The 17,684-nt window shown below is 69.0% G+C and carries 16 protein-coding genes; 11 read left to right on the top strand and 5 right to left on the bottom strand.

Going from position 1 to position 17,684, the window contains the following annotated elements; translation table 11 throughout:
* Positions 1-315: 315 nt before the first annotated feature.
* Positions 316-1,542, top strand: a complete 1,227-nt coding sequence (locus ACAM58_RS27075) for an IS110 family transposase (protein WP_015866363.1) — start codon at positions 316-318, stop codon at positions 1,540-1,542.
* Positions 1,543-1,548: 6 nt separating this feature from the next.
* Here ACAM58_RS27075 and ACAM58_RS27070 read toward each other — a convergent pair whose 3' ends face one another.
* Both ACAM58_RS27070 and ACAM58_RS27065 read right to left on the bottom strand, forming a co-directional pair.
* Positions 1,549-2,481: a 2-hydroxyacid dehydrogenase gene (locus tag ACAM58_RS27070; protein ID WP_369664951.1), complete on the bottom strand. Its 933-nt coding sequence runs from the start codon at positions 2,479-2,481 to the stop codon at positions 1,549-1,551.
* Between the two features lie 311 nt (positions 2,482-2,792).
* A complete protein-coding gene (locus ACAM58_RS27065; RefSeq protein ID WP_015865684.1) occupies positions 2,793-3,671 on the bottom strand; it encodes a GNAT family N-acetyltransferase in 879 nt (292 codons plus the stop codon).
* Between the two features lie 501 nt (positions 3,672-4,172).
* Here ACAM58_RS27065 and ACAM58_RS27060 point away from each other — a divergent pair.
* The 9 genes from ACAM58_RS27060 to ACAM58_RS27020 all read left to right on the top strand — a co-directional run bounded on the left by ACAM58_RS27060 (position 4,173) and on the right by ACAM58_RS27020 (position 15,109).
* A complete protein-coding gene (locus tag ACAM58_RS27060; protein ID WP_015865685.1) occupies positions 4,173-4,838 on the top strand; it encodes a haloacid dehalogenase type II in 666 nt (221 codons plus the stop codon).
* Positions 4,839-4,869: 31 nt separating this feature from the next.
* Positions 4,870-6,162, top strand: coding sequence for an NAD(P)/FAD-dependent oxidoreductase (locus ACAM58_RS27055; RefSeq protein WP_369664950.1), 1,293 nt, complete (start codon positions 4,870-4,872; stop codon positions 6,160-6,162).
* Positions 6,163-6,247: 85 nt separating this feature from the next.
* On the top strand, positions 6,248-7,870 hold the full coding sequence (locus tag ACAM58_RS27050) for an ABC transporter substrate-binding protein (RefSeq protein WP_369664949.1): 1,623 nt from the start codon (positions 6,248-6,250) through the stop codon (positions 7,868-7,870).
* Positions 7,871-7,892: 22 nt separating this feature from the next.
* On the top strand, positions 7,893-8,849 hold the full coding sequence (locus tag ACAM58_RS27045; protein WP_369664948.1) for an ABC transporter permease: 957 nt from the start codon (positions 7,893-7,895) through the stop codon (positions 8,847-8,849).
* Between the two features lie 10 nt (positions 8,850-8,859).
* Complete coding sequence (locus ACAM58_RS27040; RefSeq protein WP_018904704.1) at positions 8,860-9,765, top strand: ABC transporter permease; 906 nt, start codon at positions 8,860-8,862, stop codon at positions 9,763-9,765.
* Positions 9,765-11,420 carry an ABC transporter ATP-binding protein gene (locus tag ACAM58_RS27035; RefSeq protein WP_369664947.1) on the top strand — a complete coding sequence of 552 codons (1,656 nt, stop codon included), beginning with the start codon at positions 9,765-9,767 and terminating at the stop codon, positions 11,418-11,420. The genes ACAM58_RS27040 and ACAM58_RS27035 overlap by 1 nt, the downstream gene beginning before the upstream one ends.
* A complete protein-coding gene (locus ACAM58_RS27030) occupies positions 11,417-12,505 on the top strand; it encodes a tartrate dehydrogenase (protein WP_369664946.1) in 1,089 nt (362 codons plus the stop codon). Before ACAM58_RS27035 ends, ACAM58_RS27030 begins: the two co-directional genes overlap by 4 nt.
* Before the next feature lie 31 nt (positions 12,506-12,536).
* Positions 12,537-14,015: an NAD-dependent succinate-semialdehyde dehydrogenase gene (locus tag ACAM58_RS27025; protein WP_369664945.1), complete on the top strand. Its 1,479-nt coding sequence runs from the start codon at positions 12,537-12,539 to the stop codon at positions 14,013-14,015.
* An 89-nt stretch (positions 14,016-14,104) separates the two neighbouring features.
* Complete coding sequence (locus ACAM58_RS27020) at positions 14,105-15,109, top strand: MerR family transcriptional regulator (protein WP_369664944.1); 1,005 nt, start codon at positions 14,105-14,107, stop codon at positions 15,107-15,109.
* 22 nt (positions 15,110-15,131) lie between these two features.
* Here the strand turns inward: ACAM58_RS27020 and pyrF are convergent, their stop codons facing one another.
* The gene (pyrF, locus tag ACAM58_RS27015; RefSeq protein WP_369664943.1) at positions 15,132-15,830 is read right to left on the bottom strand and encodes an orotidine-5'-phosphate decarboxylase; all 699 of its coding nucleotides are present in this window, start codon (positions 15,828-15,830) and stop codon (positions 15,132-15,134) included.
* 69 nt (positions 15,831-15,899) lie between these two features.
* Here pyrF and ACAM58_RS27010 point away from each other — a divergent pair, with 69 nt between their 5' ends.
* Positions 15,900-16,340, top strand: coding sequence for an NUDIX hydrolase (locus ACAM58_RS27010; protein ID WP_369664942.1), 441 nt, complete (start codon positions 15,900-15,902; stop codon positions 16,338-16,340).
* A gap of 28 nt (positions 16,341-16,368) precedes the next feature.
* On the opposite strand, the gene ACAM58_RS27005 is transcribed toward ACAM58_RS27010, so the two are convergent.
* On the bottom strand, positions 16,369-16,908 hold the full coding sequence (locus ACAM58_RS27005) for a cupin domain-containing protein (protein ID WP_369664941.1): 540 nt from the start codon (positions 16,906-16,908) through the stop codon (positions 16,369-16,371).
* Positions 16,905-17,654 carry an NAD-dependent epimerase/dehydratase family protein gene (locus ACAM58_RS27000; protein ID WP_369664940.1) on the bottom strand — a complete coding sequence of 250 codons (750 nt, stop codon included), beginning with the start codon at positions 17,652-17,654 and terminating at the stop codon, positions 16,905-16,907. The genes ACAM58_RS27005 and ACAM58_RS27000 overlap by 4 nt, the downstream gene beginning before the upstream one ends.
* Positions 17,655-17,684 lie beyond the last annotated feature (30 nt).

Raw genomic sequence — 17,684 nt, 5'->3', positions numbered from 1 at the left:
CGCCCCGCCACGGCACATCATGCGGCGGGCCATTTCTCTTGCTTCTCGTCAGTAGTTTGTCATCGGGCAGGCCCGACCCCGGGGCATGAAGCGTGGGTCGTGGCTGGCGATCGATGACGCATGGTCATAGGATGGAGCTCGGCACTGCTGACGAGGTCGGCGTTTGCTTGGTGTTGCGAACCCGTTCAGTAGTTGGACCCGCAGTCCTGCGAGCACCCCGGAATGTGGCAGAGGGCGGCGACGCCCCGAAGCACGCTTAGTAGAGTTCGACGACGAGGACTGCCTGCGGTGCCCCTCAACCGTCAGGAGGTTCTCATGCAAGTGCTTTATCCGCGCTGTGCGGGCCTGGACGTGCACAAGGACACCATCGTGGCCTGCGTGCGATGCGTCTCCCCGCCCATGCATCAGGAGGTGCGCAGCTTCGGCACCACCACCACCGAATTGCTCGCGCTGGGCGATTGGCTGGCCGAGCACGACTGCACCCATGTGGCGATGGAGGCCACCGGCGTGTACTGGAAGCCGGTGTGGCACGTGCTGGAGGCTGAGTTCGAGTTGGTGCTGGCCAACGCCGCGCACATCCGCAACGTGCCCGGCCGCAAGAGCGACGTCAACGACGCGATGTGGATTGCCGATCTCTTGGCGCACGGCCTGATCCGCTCCAGCTTCGTGCCGCCGCAGGCGATCCAGCAGCTGCGCGACCTCACGCGCACCCGCAAGCAACTCGTTCGGGAGCTCTCCCAGCACTCGCTGCGCATCCAGAAGGTGCTGGAGGACGCTAACCTCAAGCTGGGCAGTGTGTTGTCGGACGTGCTGGGCAAGAGCGGCCGCGCGATGCTCGATGCCATCGTGGCCGGCCAGAGCGATCCGGCGCAACTGGCTGCGCTGGCTCAGGGCACGGCGCGCAACAAGAGCGCCGAATTGCGCGAGGCACTGCGCGGGCGCATCACCGAGCACCACCGGACCATGCTGCGGCTGCACCTGCAGGTGATCGACGCCTTGCACCACACGTTGGCCGAACTGGATGCGGCCGTGGGAAAAGCGCTGGCGCCGATCCGGCAGCGCGCCCGCCTGCTCACGACGATGCCCGGGGTCAGTGACCTGACGGCCAGTGTCGTGGTGGCGGAGATCGGCGTGGACATGTCGCGCTTCCCCACTGCCGGGCATCTGATCTCCTGGGCAGGCCTGTGCCCGCGCAGCGACGAGAGCGCCGGCAAGCGCCGATCCACCCGCGTTCGCAAGAGTGGCACCTGGATCAAGACCACCCTGGTGACCGCCGCCTGGGCCGCGGTGCGCGTCAAGTCCAGCTACCTGCGAGCGCAGTTCCTGCGTATCAAGGCACGTCGCGGAGCCAAGAAGGCCATCCTCGCGGTGGCCGCCTCGATGCTCACCGCCGCGTACCACATGCTTCGTGACGGCACCGAGTACAACGACCTCGGCTGCGAGCACTTCGACCGCCAGGATCGCACCAAAACCATCCGTCGCCTCATGAAACGACTTCAAGATCTCGGCTGCGAGGTCCCTGTACTGGCTCATACGGGGTAGCGCTTCTTAGTAGCCCCTGGCGCGGTCCACGAGGCCGACCATCGGCTCGCCGGCCTCGAAGCGGCGCAGGTTCTCGAGCACGGCCTCGGCGGCACTCAGCGGCTGCGTCATGCTCGCGATGTGCGGCGTGAGCTGGATGCGTGGATGGCGCCAGAACGCGTGCGCGGGCGGCAGCGGCTCGGGGTCGGTCACGTCGAGCACCGCATCGCCGATGCGGCCGCTGGCGAGCGCTTCGAGGAAGTCATGTTCGACCAGGTGCGGCCCGCGGCCCACGTGCACCAGGCCGGCGCCCATCGGCAGCATCGAGAAGAGCCTGGCATCGAGAAAGCCGCGCGTCGAATCGGTGAGCGGCAGCAGGCACACGAGGATGTCGCTGCGCGCCAGAAAGGCGGGCAGCTCGTCGGCGCCCGCGTGGCATTGCACCCGCTCGACCTCATGCCGCGAGCGGCTCCAGCCCGCGCAGTCGAAGCCCAATGAGACCAGCTGCGCGAGCACGGCCTGGCCGAGCGAGCCGAGCCCCAGCACGCCCACGCGCCGCTCGCTCGCGGGCCGCACCGGCAGCGGCTGCCACTGGCCTTCCAGCTGCTGACGCCGGTACTGCGGCATGTCGCGGTGCAGGCCGAGCACGGCATGTGTCACATACTCGACCATGCCCTGCACGATGCCGGGCTCGACCATGCGCACCACCGGCAATGCGGCGGGCAGCGCCGCGAAGTCGAACTGGTCCACACCTGCGCCCGAAGAGAACAGCACCTGCAGATTCGGAAAGCGTTCTGCAATGTCTTCCGGCGGCACCCAGGCTGCGAGAAAGCGCACCTGCGCCGGATCGCCGATGTCGGGCCAGATGCGGAAGTCGATGTCGGGGCGTCGCTGCCCGAACACTTCGGCCCATTGGCGGCCGCGTACGGGGTCGGACTTGTAGAGGAAGGTGGTCTTCATGGTGAGGTGTATTGGGTGTGCTTGTTGTGTTCAGGGGTCTTCTGTTCGGGGGCGCGTGCACAGGCCACCGGGTACTCCCCTCCGCGAATGTCCCCCGGGCTTCGCCCTCCTCCTTGATTTCGCTGCGGGGAGCACCCGATGCCCTGTGCACCGGGGCACGCTCGTTGTGCACCGCTGATCAACCAGTGCTCTGAACACGCTCCCGCCGATGGGGTGCCTTGCGCAGCGAAATAAAGGAGGAGGCCGAAGGCCGGAGGACATTCGCGGAGCAAGGTACCCCGTCGGCGGGAGCGCACCCCGAAGAAAACAACCTATCCAACAGCCTGAGTAACGAGAGCAAACAGCGACGGCCCCTGCGACGCAACAGCAAGCGGCTCCCCCCGCACCATCGTCGTCGGCGCATCCACGCGCAGCAGGCCGATGCTCTCGAGCCATTCGGCCAGGCCGCTGTCGAAGTCGATGTCGATGCGCGTGAAATGGCCGGCGTTCAAGCCTGCAAGATGCGCGATCAATGCCTTCGCACCCTCGGCATCGGGCGCGACCACCGGGCCGATCGAATGGCCGCGCCCAAAGCGCCGCAGCATCGCAAAACCCTTCGGCTCGTTGTCGTGGTCGAGCACCACGCAGGCATCGGCGCTTTGCAGCAGCTCGGCGACCAGCGCATCGCGCGGCATGCCTCGCGCGGCCGCGTCGAGCGCCTGCAGCGCCGGCAGCTCGTTGAGACCCGCGGGCCGCAGCCGCCAGCCGGGCTGCAGCGCAACCAGAGGCGCGGGCTGCGCAATGCCCTGGTGCTGCCGCACCTCGCCCGCGCGCACAAAACCGAGCCGCTCATAAAGCCCGCGGCCTTCCGCGGTGGCGTGCAAAAGCACCGTGCGGTCCTCGAGTCCATCGAGCAGCGCGCTCATCAGGCGATGGCCGATGCGGCGGCCCTGGCAGGCGGGCGTGACGATCACCAGGCCGATGGTGGCGTGGCGCTGGCCCCAGCGCCAGCGCAGGCCGGTCGCGATGATCTCGCCGTCGCGCTCCACCGCGATGCCATCGGCATGCGGGAACACCTGCTCCCAGTCCGCGGGACGGTGCGGCCAGCGCAGTTCGGCCGAGAGCGCATGCGCCTGTGGAAGGTCGGCAGCCGTCATCGGCCTGAGCACCACGCCATCCATGGCGGGTGCGTTCGAAGTGGGTTCAGGCATAGGGAAAACTCTCTGTTGCGGCGGAATGGCGCATCCATCTTGGACGACATTGCGGCGCCGCACCAGCGCGAAAAAGGCCTCTTTCGCAACTTGCAAGCTTCGGTTGCAGCACACCCCGGTTTCGCAATTCGCTGCGGCGGTGCGGCCGCATACGCACACAAATGCTGTGCCAACCTGCCTAGGATCGACCGCCACTTTCCACGATCCCCGCCATGCAAGCCTTCGATCCGCGAAACACCCGTCGGCAAGGACCTGAAACGCCAGTTGGCCGACGCCAGGCTGCGCTTCAAAAGCGTGCTCTTCTGCCCTGCCGCGGCGCACCAAGGTGCATGGCTGCACGCACGCAGGGCACGCCGCACGGCATGCCGTCGGCGCCCCCGCAAACCGCAGCTTCGTTTCGCCAGGCGCCGTTTTTCCCTACATGCACCGAGCGATGGCGTGCTGCAATCGCTTCGTAATGAGTTTGTCGCATTTGCCACCCTTCACAGAGGATTCGAGACCATGACCTTCCGCCCCAAGTACGTGACCTTCGACTGCTACGGCACCCTCACCCGGTTCCGCATGAAGGAGCTGACCACCGACCTCTTCGCCGACCGCATCCGGCCCGAGCAGATGGCGCAGTTCGTCACCGATTTCACCGCCTACCGCTTCGACGAAGTGCTGGGCGCCTGGCAGCCCTACGAGGTGGTGCTGAAGAATGCGGTGCGGCGCCTGTGCAAGAAATGGAAGATCCAGTACTTCGACAGCGACGGCCAGGCCTACTACGACGCCGTGCCCACCTGGGGCCCGCATGACGACGTGGCCGCGGGCCTGGCCAAGGTGGCCAAGGAAATCCCGCTGGTCATCCTCTCCAACGCCTCGGACGACCAGATCCAGAAGAACGTGGCCATGCTCGGCGCGCCCTTCCACCGCGTCTACACCGCGCAGCAGGCACAGGCCTACAAGCCGCGGCTGCAGGCCTTCGAATACATGCTCGATTCGCTCGGCTGCAATCCGGAAGACGTGCTGCACGTGTCGTCCAGCCTGCGCTACGACCTGATGTCGGCCGACGACATCGGCATCGTCAACAAGGTGTTCGTGAACCGCGGCCACGGCCCGGGCAACCCGGCCTACCGCTACACCGAGATCCAGGACATCGGCGGCCTGCCAGGCGTCGTCGGCCTCTGATCTTTTTTTCATCCAGCACAGGCCCCACGCCATGAAGCTCGACTCCTACTGGACCGATTCGGCGCCTGCGTTCGTGCCGCGAGTGCAGGAACTGCCCGCGCGGGTCGACGTGGCGATCGTCGGCGGCGGCTTCACCGGCCTGTCGGCGGCGCTGGCGCTGGCCAGGCGCGGTGCCCGCGTCGCGGTGCTGGAGGCCGGCAGCCGCGTGGCGGCCGAGGCGTCGGGGCGCAACGGCGGGCACGTGAACAACGGGCTCGCAGTGGACTATGCCGATGTGGCCGCCAAGGTCGGCATCGACAAGGCCCGCGCCTGGTACCGCGCCTACGACGACGCGGTCGACACCGTGGCGCGGCTGGTGCGCGACGAGGCGATCGACTGCGACTTCATGCGCCACGGCAAGCTCAAGCTCGCCACGCGCGCCAACCAGATGGCCGCGCTCGAACGCAGTGCCGAGCGCCTGGTCGGCGACGGCGTGGACACCGACGTCGAGATCCTCGATGCGGCCCAGGTGCGCAGCGAGGTGCAGAGCGAGCGCTTCCACGGCGGCCTGCTCTACAAGCGCAGCGGCCAGATGCACATGGGCCGCTTCGCCCACGGCCTGGCCGAGGCCGCGCAGCGCCATGGCGCGCAGATCCACACCGGCACGGCCGTGAATCGCATCGAGCGCCTGGGCCAGGGCCACGCGCACCGGCTGCACACCGCCGGCGGCATCGTCACTGCGCAGCAGGTGCTGCTGGCCACCGGTGCCACGCGGCATGGCGGCTACGGCAGCTTCGGCTGGCTGCGCCGGCGCATCGTGCCGATCGGCAGCTTCATCGTCGTGACCGAGCCGCTCGGCGCCGAGCGCGCGCAGGCGCTGCTCGCGGCGCGGCGCACCTACACGACGGTGGCCAACATCCACCATTACTTCCGCCTCACGGCCGACCACCGGCTGGTGTTCGGCGGCCGCGCACGCTTCTCGGTCTCCAGCCCGCAGGCCGATGCCGCGAGCGGCGAGATCCTGCGCGCCGGGCTCGCCGAAACCTTTCCGCAGCTCGGCGCCGTGCGGCTCGACTATTGCTGGGGCGGACTGGTCGACATGACGCAGGACCGCCTCCCCCACGCCGGCGAGCGCGACGGCCTCTACTACGCCATGGGCTACAGCGGCCACGGCACGCAGATGTCGGTCCACATGGGCGAGCGCATGGCCGCCGTGATGGACGGCAACGCCGCCGCCAACCCCTGGCAGGACCGCGGCTGGCCCGCCATTCCCGGCCACTTCGGCCCGCCCTGGTTCCTGCCTGCCATGGGCCTCTACTACTCGCTCAAGGACAAGCTGGCCTGAGCGCCCCGCGAGTGCACCGTTTTCGTTCCGTGTTTGTTTGTTCTTCAACCCTCATCAGTCACCGGCCCCACAGGAGTACCCCACCATGAGCGACAGCAGCAACAAGAGGTTCGAAAACCTCGTCGGTCCCGGCGAAAGCCTTCGCGTGATGGATTCGCTCAAGCGCGGCGCATCGCGGCGCGACATCCTCGCGATGCTGATGGCCGGCGGCATGCAGGCCACCCTGGCGGGCAGCCTTGCAAGCGTGGCGATGAGCGCCCATGCGCAGACGCCGCGCAAGGGCGGCCGGCTGCGCGTGGCAGGCGCCACGGCCGCCGCCACCGACACGCTCGATCCGGCCAAGCAGTCGAACCAGACCGACTACTCGCGCTGCAACATGGTCTACAACGGCCTGACCACGCTGGACGGCAGCCTCACGCCGCAGCCCGCGCTGGCCGAATCCTTCACCACCAGGGACGCCAAGACCTGGGTCTTCACCTTGCGCAAGGGCGTGGCCTTCCACGACGGCAAGGCGCTTGCGCCCGCCGACGTGGTGTTCTCGGTGATGCGCCACAAGGACCCGGCCACCGCCTCCAAGGCCAAGATCCTGGCCGACCAGATCGAGAGCGCCAAGGCCACCGGCCCGAACGAAGTGACCTTCGTGCTCAGCGCACCGAACGCCGACCTGCCGGTGATCCTGGGCACCTTCCACTTCCACATCGTCAAGGAAGGCACCACCGACTTCACCGCCGGCATCGGCACCGGCCCCTACAAGCTCAAGGAGTTCAAGCCCGGCGTGCGCTCGCTGATGGTGCGCAACGAGGCCTACTGGAAGCCCGGCAAGCCCTACCTCGACGAGATCGAGTTCGTGGGCATCGGCGACGAGAGCGCGCGCGTCAACGCGCTGCTCTCGGGCGGCATGGACCTGGTCGGCTCGGTCAATCCGCGCTCGGTGGAACGCGTGAAGGGAACGCCCGGCTTCGGCATCTTCGTGACGCAGTCGGGCCAGTACTCCGACCTCATCATGCGCAAGGACGTGGGCCCCGGCGCCAACCCCGACTTCGTGCTCGCCATGAAGCACCTGTTCGACCGCGAGCAGATGAAGAAGACCATTGCGCTCGATTACGCGGTGGTGGCCAACGACCAGCCCGTCGACCCGACCAACCGCTTCTACTTTGCCGGCCTGCCGCAGCGCCCCTTCGACCTGGACAAGGCGAAGTTCCACCTGCAGAAGTCCGGCATCACGGGCAAGGTGCCGATGGTGGCCTCGCCCGCGGCGCTCTATTCGGTGGAGATGTCCCTGCTGCTGCAGCAGACGGCGCAGCGCGCGGGGCTGGAGCTGGACATCAAGCGCATGCCGGCCGACGGCTACTGGTCGAACCACTGGCTCAACAGCCACGTCGGCTTCGGCAACGTCAATCCGCGCCCGAGCGCCGACGTGCTGCTGACGCAGTTCTTCCAGTCGGGTGCGGCATGGAACGAGTCGCGCTGGAAGAGCGAGAAGTTCGACCAGCTGCTCGTGGCCTCGCGCGCCGAGACCGACCTGGCCAAGCGCAAGCAGATGTATGCCGACATGCAGACGATGATCCACCAGGACGCCGGCATCGGCATTCCGCTGTTCCTCTCGAGCCTCGACGGCCACACCTCCAAGCTCAAGGGCCTGTCGCCCATTCCGCTGGGTGGCCTCATGGGCTACAACTTCGCCGAGAACGTCTGGCTCGAGGCCTGATCCGCGCATCGGAAGATCCTTCATGAACCATGTCATCCTGAAGCTTCTGGCCCAGCGCATCGCGCTGGCGCTCGTGTCGCTGCTGGCGGTCTCGGTGGTCGTGTTCTCGATCACTGCGGTGCTGCCGGGCGACGCCGCGCAGGAGCAGCTCGGCCAGGACGCCACGCCCGAGGCGGTGGCCGCGCTGCGCGCGCAGATGGGCCTGGACGTGCCGGCGCCCGCGCGCTATGCCAAGTGGCTGCTCGGCATGGCGAAGGGCGACCTCGGCCGCTCTGCGACCACGCAGATGCCGGTGTCCGAGCTGGTGGCGAGCCGCCTGCCCAACTCGCTGCTGCTGGCCGCGGTCACGGCCCTGTTCTCGGTGCCGATCGCGCTGGCGCTGGGCATCGCCTCGGCCGTGTGGCGCGGCTCGTGGTTCGACCGCGCGGCCTCGACGGCGGCGGTGGGCGTGGTGTCGGTGCCGGAGTTCCTGGTGGCGACGCTGGCGGTGCTGGTGTTCGCGGTGCAGCTGCACTGGCTCCCGGCTCTGTCCTTCGTCAACGACATCGAGTCGCTGGGCCAGCTGCTGCGCGCCTTCGCCATGCCGGTGCTGGTGCTGTGCTGCGTGATCGTCGCGCAGATGATGCGCATGACGCGCGCCGCGGTGATCGACCAGCTCGAGGCGCCCTACATCGAGATGGTGCGCCTCAAGGGCGCCTCGCCGATGCGCATGGTGCTGGCGCATGCGCTGCCCAATGCGGTGGGGCCGATCGCCAATGCCGTGGCGCTGAGCCTGTCGTACCTGCTGGGCGGCGTGATCATCGTCGAGACCATCTTCAACTATCCGGGCATCGCCAAGCTGATGGTCGACGGCGTGTCGCAGCGCGACATGCCGCTGGTGCAGACCTGCGCCATGATCTTCTGCTGCGCCTACCTGATCCTGGTGACGACGGCCGACATCTTCGGCATTCTTGCCAACCCGCGGCTGCGGCACCGCTGAAGGAAGCGCCATGGAAACGTCCACCACTTCAACGGTCGCGAGCACCACGGCCTTGCTGGCGCCGGTGCCGCAAGAGCGCCGGGCCGGTCCGCTGCGCTGGCTCGCCGGCTTCGGCGCCTCCGGCCTGCTGGGCCTCGCGGTGCTGCTGTTCTGGCTGCTCGCGGCGCTGCTCGGACCCTGGCTGCTGTCGCACAGCGCGGCGGCCATGGGCACCTCGAACGTCTTCGAGCCGATCAGCGCGGCGCACTGGCTGGGCACCGACTACCTCGGCCGCGACATGCTGGCGCTGATCATCGAAGGCGCGCGCTACACGATCGGCGTTGCGCTGCTGGCCACGCTGCTGGCCAGCGGCACCGGCACCGTGCTGGCGCTGCTGGCCGCCGCCAGCGGCCGCTGGATCGACGCGGTGCTGAGCCGCGGCCTGGACACGCTCACGGCCATCCCGAGCAAGATGTTCGCCCTCATCATGGTGGCGGGCTTCGGCTCCTCGGTGCCGATGCTGGTGGTCACGGCGGCCATCATCTACGTGCCGGGCGCCTACCGCATGGCGCGCTCGCTGGCCGTCAACATCAACGCGCTCGACTACGTGACCGTGGCGCGCACGCGCGGCGAAGGCACGCTCTACATCATGCTGCGCGAGATCCTGCCCAACATCCTGGGCCCGATGCTGGCCGACCTGGGCCTGCGCTTCGTCTATGTCGTGCTGCTGCTGGCGAGCCTGAGCTTCCTGGGCCTGGGCATCCAGCCGCCGGCGGCCGACTGGGGCTCGCTGGTGCGCGAGAACATCGGGGCGCTCGCCATGGGCGGCGCCTCGGTGATCGTGCCGGCGCTGGCCATTGCGAGCCTGACCATCGCGGTCAATCTCGTCATCGACAACCTGCCCGGCCGCGCGGCCCGGGAACGAGGAGCACGCTGATGGGCGCACCACTCACTGTCCAGGGCCTCAGCATCGTGGCCGGCGCGAACACGCTGGTCGACAACCTGAGCTTCTCGGTGCAGCCCGGCGAAGTGCTGGCACTGATCGGTGAATCGGGCTCGGGCAAGACCACCACCGCGCTCGCGCTGATGGGCTATGCACGCAGCGGCTGCCGCATCTCGGCCGGCCGGGTGCAGATCGGCGACACCGACGTGCTGGCACTCGATGCGGCGCGGCAGCGCGGGCTACGCGGCCGCACGGTTTCCTACATTGCGCAGAGCGCGGCCGCCTCCTTCAATCCTTCGCGCACGATCATGGACCAGGTGGTCGAGCCCACCGTCATCCACGGCCTGTGCAAGCGGGCCGAGGCCGAGGCCAAGGCGGTGCAGCTGTTCCGCGAGCTGGCGCTGCCCGACCCGGAGAACATCGGCGCGCGCTATCCGCACCAGGTCTCTGGCGGCCAGCTGCAGCGGCTCATGGCGGCCATGGCGCTGATCGGCGATCCCGAGCTCGTGATCCTCGACGAGCCGACCACCGCGCTCGACGTGACCACGCAGATCGAGGTGCTGCGCGCCTTCCGCCGCGTGGTGCGCGAGCGCCGCGCCACCGCCGTGTACGTGAGCCACGACCTGGCCGTGGTCGCGCAAATGGCCGACCACATCCTGGTGCTGCGCAACGGCCGGATGAGCGAGCTCAACGCCACCGGGCAGATCCTTGCCGCCCCGGCCGACGACTACACCAAGTGCCTGCTGGCGGCCGCGCGGCCCGCGGTGCGCGCCTCCGGACAGGCCTCGGGCGATTCCGCGCTTCTGCTTCACGTGGACCAGCTTTCATGCGGCTACGGCGCGGTGGACGCCAAGGGCCAGCCGGCCAAGATCATCCTGGAGGACATCAACCTGAAGCTCTACCGCGGCCAGGCCATCGGCGTGATCGGCGAATCGGGCTCGGGCAAGACCACGCTGGCACGCGCGGTTGCCGGCCTGCTCAAGCCCTGCCATGGCAGCGTCACCTTCGACGGCCACGCGCTCGCGCCCACGCTGCAGCAGCGCGATCGCGAGCAGCTGCGCCGCATCCAGATCGTGTTCCAGATGGCCGACACGGCGCTCAACCCTTCGCAGACCATCTGGCGCATCCTCGCGCGTCCGCTGCAGTTCTACAAGGGCCTGCGCGGCGAGCCGCTCAAGCAGCGCATCTTCGAGCTGCTCGACCTCGTGAAGCTGCCGCGCACGGTGGCCGACCGCCTGCCGGGCGGGCTCTCGGGCGGGCAGAAGCAGCGCGTGAACCTGGCGCGTGCACTGGCGGCCGAACCCGACCTCATCCTGTGCGACGAAGTGACCTCGGCGCTGGACACCGTGGTGGCCGCGGCGGTGCTCGACCTCATGGCCGAGCTGCGGCGCGAGCTCGGCGTGTCCTATCTCTTCATCAGCCACGACCTGCACACGGTGCGCTCGGTGTGCGACGAGATCGTGGTGATGCAGCACGGCCGCAAGCTCTCGCAGGTGGCGCGTGCCGACTATGAACGCGGGCCGCACCATCCCTACTACGAACTGCTCGCGCGTTCCGTGCCCGAGCTGCGCCAGGGCTGGCTCGACGACATGGACCACGCAGCAGCAGCAGCGGCAGCCACGCCATCAACCAGGGAAGCACTCGCATGACCCCCACATTCCGCATTGCGCTGATCGCCGGCGACGGCATCGGCAAGGAAGTGATGCCCGAGGGCCTGCGCGTGGTGCTGGCCGCGGCCGAGCGCTTCGGCTTCGAGCTCGACAGCCGCACCATCGAATGGGCCAGCTGCGACTACTACGCACAGCACGGCCAGATGATGCCGGACGACTGGAAGGAACAGCTGCGCGGCGTGGACGCGCTCTACTTCGGCGCCGTCGGCTGGCCCGATACGGTGCCCGACCATGTCTCGCTCTGGGGATCGCTGCTGAAGTTCCGCCGCGAGTTCGACCAGTACATCAACCTGCGCCCGGTGCGCCTGTTCGAAGGCGTGCCCTGCCCGCTGGCCGGCCGCAAGCCCGGCGACATCGACTACCTGGTGGTGCGCGAGAACACCGAAGGCGAATACACCTCGCTCGGCGGCGTGATGTACGAGGGCACCGAGCGCGAGATCGTGATCCAGGAATCGGTGTTCTCGCGCCACGGCACCGACCGCGTGCTCAAGTACGCCTACGAACTCGCCCAATCGCGCAAGCGCAAGCACCTCACGGTGGCCACCAAGAGCAACGGCATCGCGATCAGCATGCCGTGGTGGGACGGCCGCGCCGACGCCATCGGCCGCCACTTTCCGGACGTGACCATCGACAAGCAGCACATCGACATCCTGTCGGCGCGCTTCGTGCTGCAGCCCACGCGCTTCGACGTGGTGGTGGCGAGCAACCTGTTCGGCGACATCCTTTCCGACCTGGGCCCGGCCACCACCGGCACCATCGGCCTCGCGCCTTCGGCCAACCTCAACCCCGAGCGCAAGTTTCCGTCGCTGTTCGAGCCGGTGCACGGCTCGGCGCCCGACATCTACGGCCAGAACATCGCCAACCCGATCGCGATGATCTGGTCGGGCGCGCTGATGCTGGACTTTCTCACGCAGGGCCAGGGCGCGGGCCGCGCTGCGCACGATGCGATCCTCGGCGCCATCGAAGCGGTGCTGCGCGACGGGCCGCGCACGCGCGACCTGGGCGGCACAGCCTCCACCACCGAAGTGGGGATGGCAATCGCAGCGCATGTCGCGGCTGCCTGAGTTCCCAATTCACTCAAGACGTTTTTCGACCATGACACTGACACTTGAACGCCAGGACCTGCTGCCCGGCCAACAGCTCATCGGCGCCGACTGGCGCGAAGCCAGCGACGGCCGCCGCCTCGACGTGACCGACCCCGCCACCGACGGCGTCTTCGCGAGCGTGCCCGACGGCACCGCCGCCGATGCGCGCGCCGCAGTGAACGCGGCGCATGCCGCCTTCCCCGCCTGGCGCGCCGTGCCGGCCAAGCAGCGTGCGCAGATCCTCAAGCGCTGGAACGACCTCATGCTCGCGCACCAGGAAGACCTGGGCCGCCTCATCTCGCGCGAACAGGGCAAGCCGCTGGCCGAAGGCCGCGGTGAAGTGGCCTATGCGGCGAGCTACGTCGAGTGGTTCGGCGAGGAAGCCACGCGCGCCAACGGCGACGTGATTCCCGCACCCGTCACGGGCCGCCGCATGCTCGCGCTGAAGGAACCCGTGGGCGTGGTCGCCGCGATCACGCCGTGGAACTTTCCGGCCGCGATGATCGCGCGCAAGATCGCGCCCGCGCTGGCCGCGGGCTGCACCGTGGTGTGCAAGCCGGCCGAGGACACGCCGCTGACCTCGCTCGCGCTCGTCAGGCTCGCGCAGGAGGCCGGCGTGCCCGCAGGCGTGCTCAACATCGTGACGGCTTCGCGCGAGCGCACGCCCGAGGTGGTCGACGTGTGGCTGGCCGATGCGCGGGTGCGCAAGATCAGCTTCACCGGCTCCACGCCGGTCGGCAAGCACCTCGCGCGCGCCTCGGCCGACACGCTCAAGAAGCTGTCGCTCGAACTCGGCGGCAATGCGCCGTTCATCGTGTTCGAGGATGCCGACGTCGATGCCGCGGTCGAGGGTTTGATGGCCGCCAAGTTCCGCAACGGCGGCCAGACCTGCGTGTGTCCGAACCGCGTGTTCGTGCAGGCCAGGGTGCACGATGCCTTCGTCGACAAGCTGGCCGCGCGGGTCGGTGCGCTCAAGGTCGGCCCGGCGACGGAGCCCGACTCGCAGATCGGCCCGATGATCAACGCACGCGCAGTCGACAAGATCGAACGCCACGTGCGCGACGCCGTGGCCCGCGGCGCACGCATCGTGGTGGGCGGCGAACGGCTGCGCTCCGCGCGCTGCGACGGCCCCAACTACTACGCGCCGACCGTGCTCGTGAACGCCGATGCGGGCATGGATTGCAGCTGCGAAGAGACTTTCGGACCCGTGGTGCCGGTCACGCGCTTCGAGACCGAGGCCGAGGTGATCGCCGCCGCCAACGACACGCCCTTCGGCCTGGCCGCCTACTTCTACTCGACCGACGTGCGCCGCATCTGGCGCGTGGCCGAGGCGCTCGAATCCGGCATCGTCGGCATCAACGAAGGCGCGCTGGCCGCCGAGGCCGCGCCCTTCGGCGGCGTGAAGGAATCGGGCTACGGGCGCGAAGGCTCGGTGCACGGGCTCGACGACTACATGCACACCAAGTACCTGTGTCAGGGCGGGCTTTGAGGCGGCGACCGCGCCTTTTCGGCATTCCGGCTTGACCCGGCCCCAGGGGCACCCTTTAAAAGGGGAAGATCCATCGAAAGGAACACTTCATGCGATCTCCCGCCCCGCACCTGACCCCCTCCGAAGCCGCGCGGCGGCTCGGCGTTTCGGCCAAGGCCCTGCGGCTGTACGAGCAGCGCGGCCTGGTCGAGCCCGGCCGCACCGCGGCGGGATGGCGTGCCTATGGCCCCGCGGAGATGGCGCGCGCCGGCGAGATCGTCGCGCTTCGCGCGCTGGGCTTCAGCCTGGCCCAGGTGGCACGGGTGCTTGCGGGCAACCCTGAAGGCCTGGAGCAGGCGTTGGCCGCACACCAGGCGGCGCTGGAGGTACAGCTCCGCCAGCTCATGCACACGGTCGAGAAGGTCCGCGACTTGCGAAGCGGCGTTGCGCAAGGCCGGACGCCGAGCATCGGTGAGCTCGCGGGCCTGCTCGCGCCCGCCGCCGAAGTGCGCCTGGCCTTCGACCTGCCATGGCCCTGGGGCGGCGAGCGCTTCGAGCTTCGGGACATCCGGCCGCTCAACTACATCGTCGGGCCGCTGGGCAGCGGCAAAACCCGGCTGGCGCAGCGCATTGCCGAGGTGCTGCCCAATGCGGCCTGGCTCGGGCTGGACCGGCAGGCGGAGAGCGGCGCCGCTGCGCGCGGGCCTCGGGTCGACCGCGCGCTGGCCTGGCTCGTGGAGGACGGTGCGACGCCATCGGATGCGCTGACTGCACTTCTGGCCGGGCTGGAAGCCGAAGGGCCCGATGCCGTGGTCGTGGACCTGATCGAACATGGCCTGGACCAGGCCACCCAGGAGGCGCTGATCGACCGGCTGCGCCGCCGCGGACCCAACGCGCGGCCGATCTTCATGCTCACGCGCTCCTGCGCGATCCTCGACCTGGCGGCCGTCGGACCGGACGAGGCGATCATCCTGTGTCCCGCGAACCACAGCCCGCCGAGCCTGGTCGCGCCCTGCCCCGGCGCGCCGGGTTACGAGGCTGTCGCCACCTGCCTGGCGTCGCCGGAAGTGCGGGCGCGAACGGCGGGGGTTGTCGCGTGGCGGCAGGCGGCCTGAGCACGCATCGAAGCAGGCACTGTCACCGCAGCGCCGACAGCTCCGCGCGCATGGCAGCGAAGGCATCCGCGGGATTCGGTGCATGCGCTATCGGCCGGCCGACCACCACGTGCGTCGCGCCCGCATCGATGGCCTGCGCCGCCGTGGTGAAGCGCGCATGGTCGCTCTTCTCCGAGTCGCCGGCCAGCTGTATGCCGGGCGTGACGATCAGCATGCCCGGCGGCAGCATCTCGCGAAGCAGCCGCGCTTCCAGCGGCGAAGCGACGACGCCGTCGCATCCTGCAGCGGCGGCAAGCCGCGCAAGGCGCAGCACCTGTTCGGTCACCGTCGAGCCCACGCCCACTTCGCGCAAGCTTTCGTCGTCCATGCTGGTGATGACGGTGAGGGCGAGCACCTTCAGCTCGGGAAAGCGGCGCGCGGCCTCGACCGCAGACCGAAGCACCGCCGAACCGCCCGAGGCATGGACCGTCACCATCGAGGCGCCGATCTGCCCCGCCGCGGACACCGCTGCCGCGACCGAACTCGGAATCTCCAGCAGCTTGAGGTCCAGAAAAACACGCTTGCCGCCCGCCACGAGCTCGCGCACGACCGAAGGCCCGGCCGCGGTCAGCAACTGCAAGCCGACCTTGTAGAACATCGCTTCAGCGCCCAATTGCCGCACGAGGCCTGCGGCCGATGCGGCGGTGGCGAAGTCGAGCGACACGATGATGCGGTTGTCCAAGCGGTTACTTCGAATCGAGAATCAGGCATTGTTGCAGCGTTGCAGCGGCATGGCGACAATCGTTCGATCATGCCAACCACCTCCTATGGCGTGCTCATCGTCAACGAGCAGAACCAGCTTCTCATGGCGCACGCGACGGGCCAGAAGCACTGGGACATCCCCAAGGGCGGCGCAGAAGCAGGCGAGTCCGCGTGCGAAGCGGCCATCCGCGAGGTTCGGGAAGAGACGGGCATCGAGCTGGCCGCGGATTCGATGGAAGAGCTCGGGCGCATGCCTTACCGCCCGGCCAAGGACCTGCACCTGTTCCGTGCCTTCGTGCACACGCGCGACTGCGACATTGCGGCGTGCAAGTGCACGAGCTTCTTTCCTCATCACGCTTCAGGCGTGATGACGCCCGAGGTGGACCAGTTCAAGTGGGTGGACACCGCAGACATACCGGTGCTTGCCGCCAAGTCGATGACGGCGGTGCTTCGGACGCTGCCCGGCTTCGGAACGACGAGGGACACCTGAGGCCGCGTGTATCTCGACGGGCCTTCGCTCAATCGGCATCCGGCGGCAGCACCAGCGGCCCGCAGTTCTCGTCGGCCACGAACACCGCCAGCAGCTTCGCAGGGCGCACCGGATCGGGGTTCTCCGCAAAGAGATGCAGCGTGCGCGGCGGCTCGAAGAAGGTTTCGCCGCTCCTGTAGGTGCCCACCGGTCCGCCGCCGAGCTGCGAGCGGATGGTGCCCTCGAGAATGATCGCGGTCACCGAGCCCGGATGCCGATGGGCCGGCGAATAGGCCAGCGGCGGAAAGTCCACGAGCACGGTGGTCACCGACTTGCCCGGCACGTTCGGCAGCGCCTCGCACGAGAGCACCTTGCTCGAGGTCGCGGGCCTCGCATCGGCGCCCGAGCCCGCGGGCGCCGGGGCCGACGCGAACATCGGCCGGGCGACGCTGCTGCACACGTCGGCGAACCACAGCGCCGCCTCCTGCCGGTTGCCATGCGGCGTCAGCGCCCAGCCGGCGGCCAGCACCAGGGAGAGCGCCGCAATGCCCGCGCCGAGCTGCCGGCGATGAAGCCGCCCCGCCTTCACGAGGCCACTCCCCGCCGCTGGCGCAGCCGCAGCGATGCACTCCAGCCCAGCTCGCGCCTGGCCTTCTCGCTGCTGACTTCGGGGTTGTCCTCGGCGATGTTGAAGACACCGCCGCGTGCATGCCGCAGCGCCAGCACCGCTGCCCAGGCCGCGGCCTCCACGTGGACCGGACACGCGCCCCTGGGCTCGGCGGTCGACGTGCCGGGACCGTAGAACTGCCCGTAGCGCAGCACCGTGCCCGTGAGGCCCGCCGTGCCCAGCACGCTGCGCTCCAGCGCCGCCACGCCGCCCACGCTGACGCCGCGCGTGCCTTCGGCCGCGAGATCGAGCGGGTCTTCCTCGACATGCGGGGTAGCGCCGGGCGCATAGACCCAGGCGATGCTCTGCGCCACCAACCGGCGGGCACCGGCCGCCACCGCGGCGGCCACGAGGTTGCGCGTGCCCTCGGTGCGCACGCGCGCATTGCGATGGGCGGCATCGGCCATCCGCCTGGGATCGAGATCCCGCGGCAGGTCGGTGAGCTGGTGGATCACGATCGCCGGTGCGATGCGCATCAGCGCCGCGCGCAGCGCCTTCGCGTCGAACACGTCGACGACGACCGGCACCGCACCGCTTGCCTCCAGCGCCTGCGCGCGCTCGGTGCGCCGCGTGCTGCCGTACACGGTGTAGCCCGCGTCGACCAACAGGGGCACGAGTGCGCTGCCGATGGCCCCGGCCGCACCCGCCACGAATATCTTCTCGCTCATCGCATGTCCTTTTTTCATGGGCAGTTCGAA

It is taken from the genome of Variovorax sp. V116, from assembly GCF_041154435.1.
Lineage (GTDB): Bacteria > Pseudomonadota > Gammaproteobacteria > Burkholderiales > Burkholderiaceae_C > Variovorax > Variovorax paradoxus.
This window is presented reverse-complemented; position numbering and strand designations above follow the sequence as displayed.

Excerpts from the sequence above, each read along its gene's own strand:
- ACAM58_RS27045 (WP_369664948.1), top strand. The coding sequence starts at position 7,893 with ATGAACCATGTCATCCTGAAGCTTCTGGCCCAGCGCATCGCGCTGGCG.
- ACAM58_RS27000 (WP_369664940.1), bottom strand. The coding sequence starts at position 17,654 with ATGAGCGAGAAGATATTCGTGGCGGGTGCGGCCGGGGCCATCGGCAGC.
- ACAM58_RS27050 (WP_369664949.1), top strand. The coding sequence starts at position 6,248 with ATGAGCGACAGCAGCAACAAGAGGTTCGAAAACCTCGTCGGTCCCGGC.
- ACAM58_RS27055 (WP_369664950.1), top strand. The coding sequence starts at position 4,870 with ATGAAGCTCGACTCCTACTGGACCGATTCGGCGCCTGCGTTCGTGCCG.
- ACAM58_RS27025 (WP_369664945.1), top strand. The coding sequence starts at position 12,537 with ATGACACTGACACTTGAACGCCAGGACCTGCTGCCCGGCCAACAGCTC.
- ACAM58_RS27065 (WP_015865684.1), bottom strand. The coding sequence starts at position 3,671 with ATGCCTGAACCCACTTCGAACGCACCCGCCATGGATGGCGTGGTGCTC.
- ACAM58_RS27060 (WP_015865685.1), top strand. The coding sequence starts at position 4,173 with ATGACCTTCCGCCCCAAGTACGTGACCTTCGACTGCTACGGCACCCTC.
- ACAM58_RS27030 (WP_369664946.1), top strand. The coding sequence starts at position 11,417 with ATGACCCCCACATTCCGCATTGCGCTGATCGCCGGCGACGGCATCGGC.
- ACAM58_RS27070 (WP_369664951.1), bottom strand. The coding sequence starts at position 2,481 with ATGAAGACCACCTTCCTCTACAAGTCCGACCCCGTACGCGGCCGCCAA.
- ACAM58_RS27010 (WP_369664942.1), top strand. The coding sequence starts at position 15,900 with ATGCCAACCACCTCCTATGGCGTGCTCATCGTCAACGAGCAGAACCAG.
- ACAM58_RS27020 (WP_369664944.1), top strand. The coding sequence starts at position 14,105 with ATGCGATCTCCCGCCCCGCACCTGACCCCCTCCGAAGCCGCGCGGCGG.
- ACAM58_RS27035 (WP_369664947.1), top strand. The coding sequence starts at position 9,765 with ATGGGCGCACCACTCACTGTCCAGGGCCTCAGCATCGTGGCCGGCGCG.
- ACAM58_RS27075 (WP_015866363.1), top strand. The coding sequence starts at position 316 with ATGCAAGTGCTTTATCCGCGCTGTGCGGGCCTGGACGTGCACAAGGAC.
- ACAM58_RS27040 (WP_018904704.1), top strand. The coding sequence starts at position 8,860 with ATGGAAACGTCCACCACTTCAACGGTCGCGAGCACCACGGCCTTGCTG.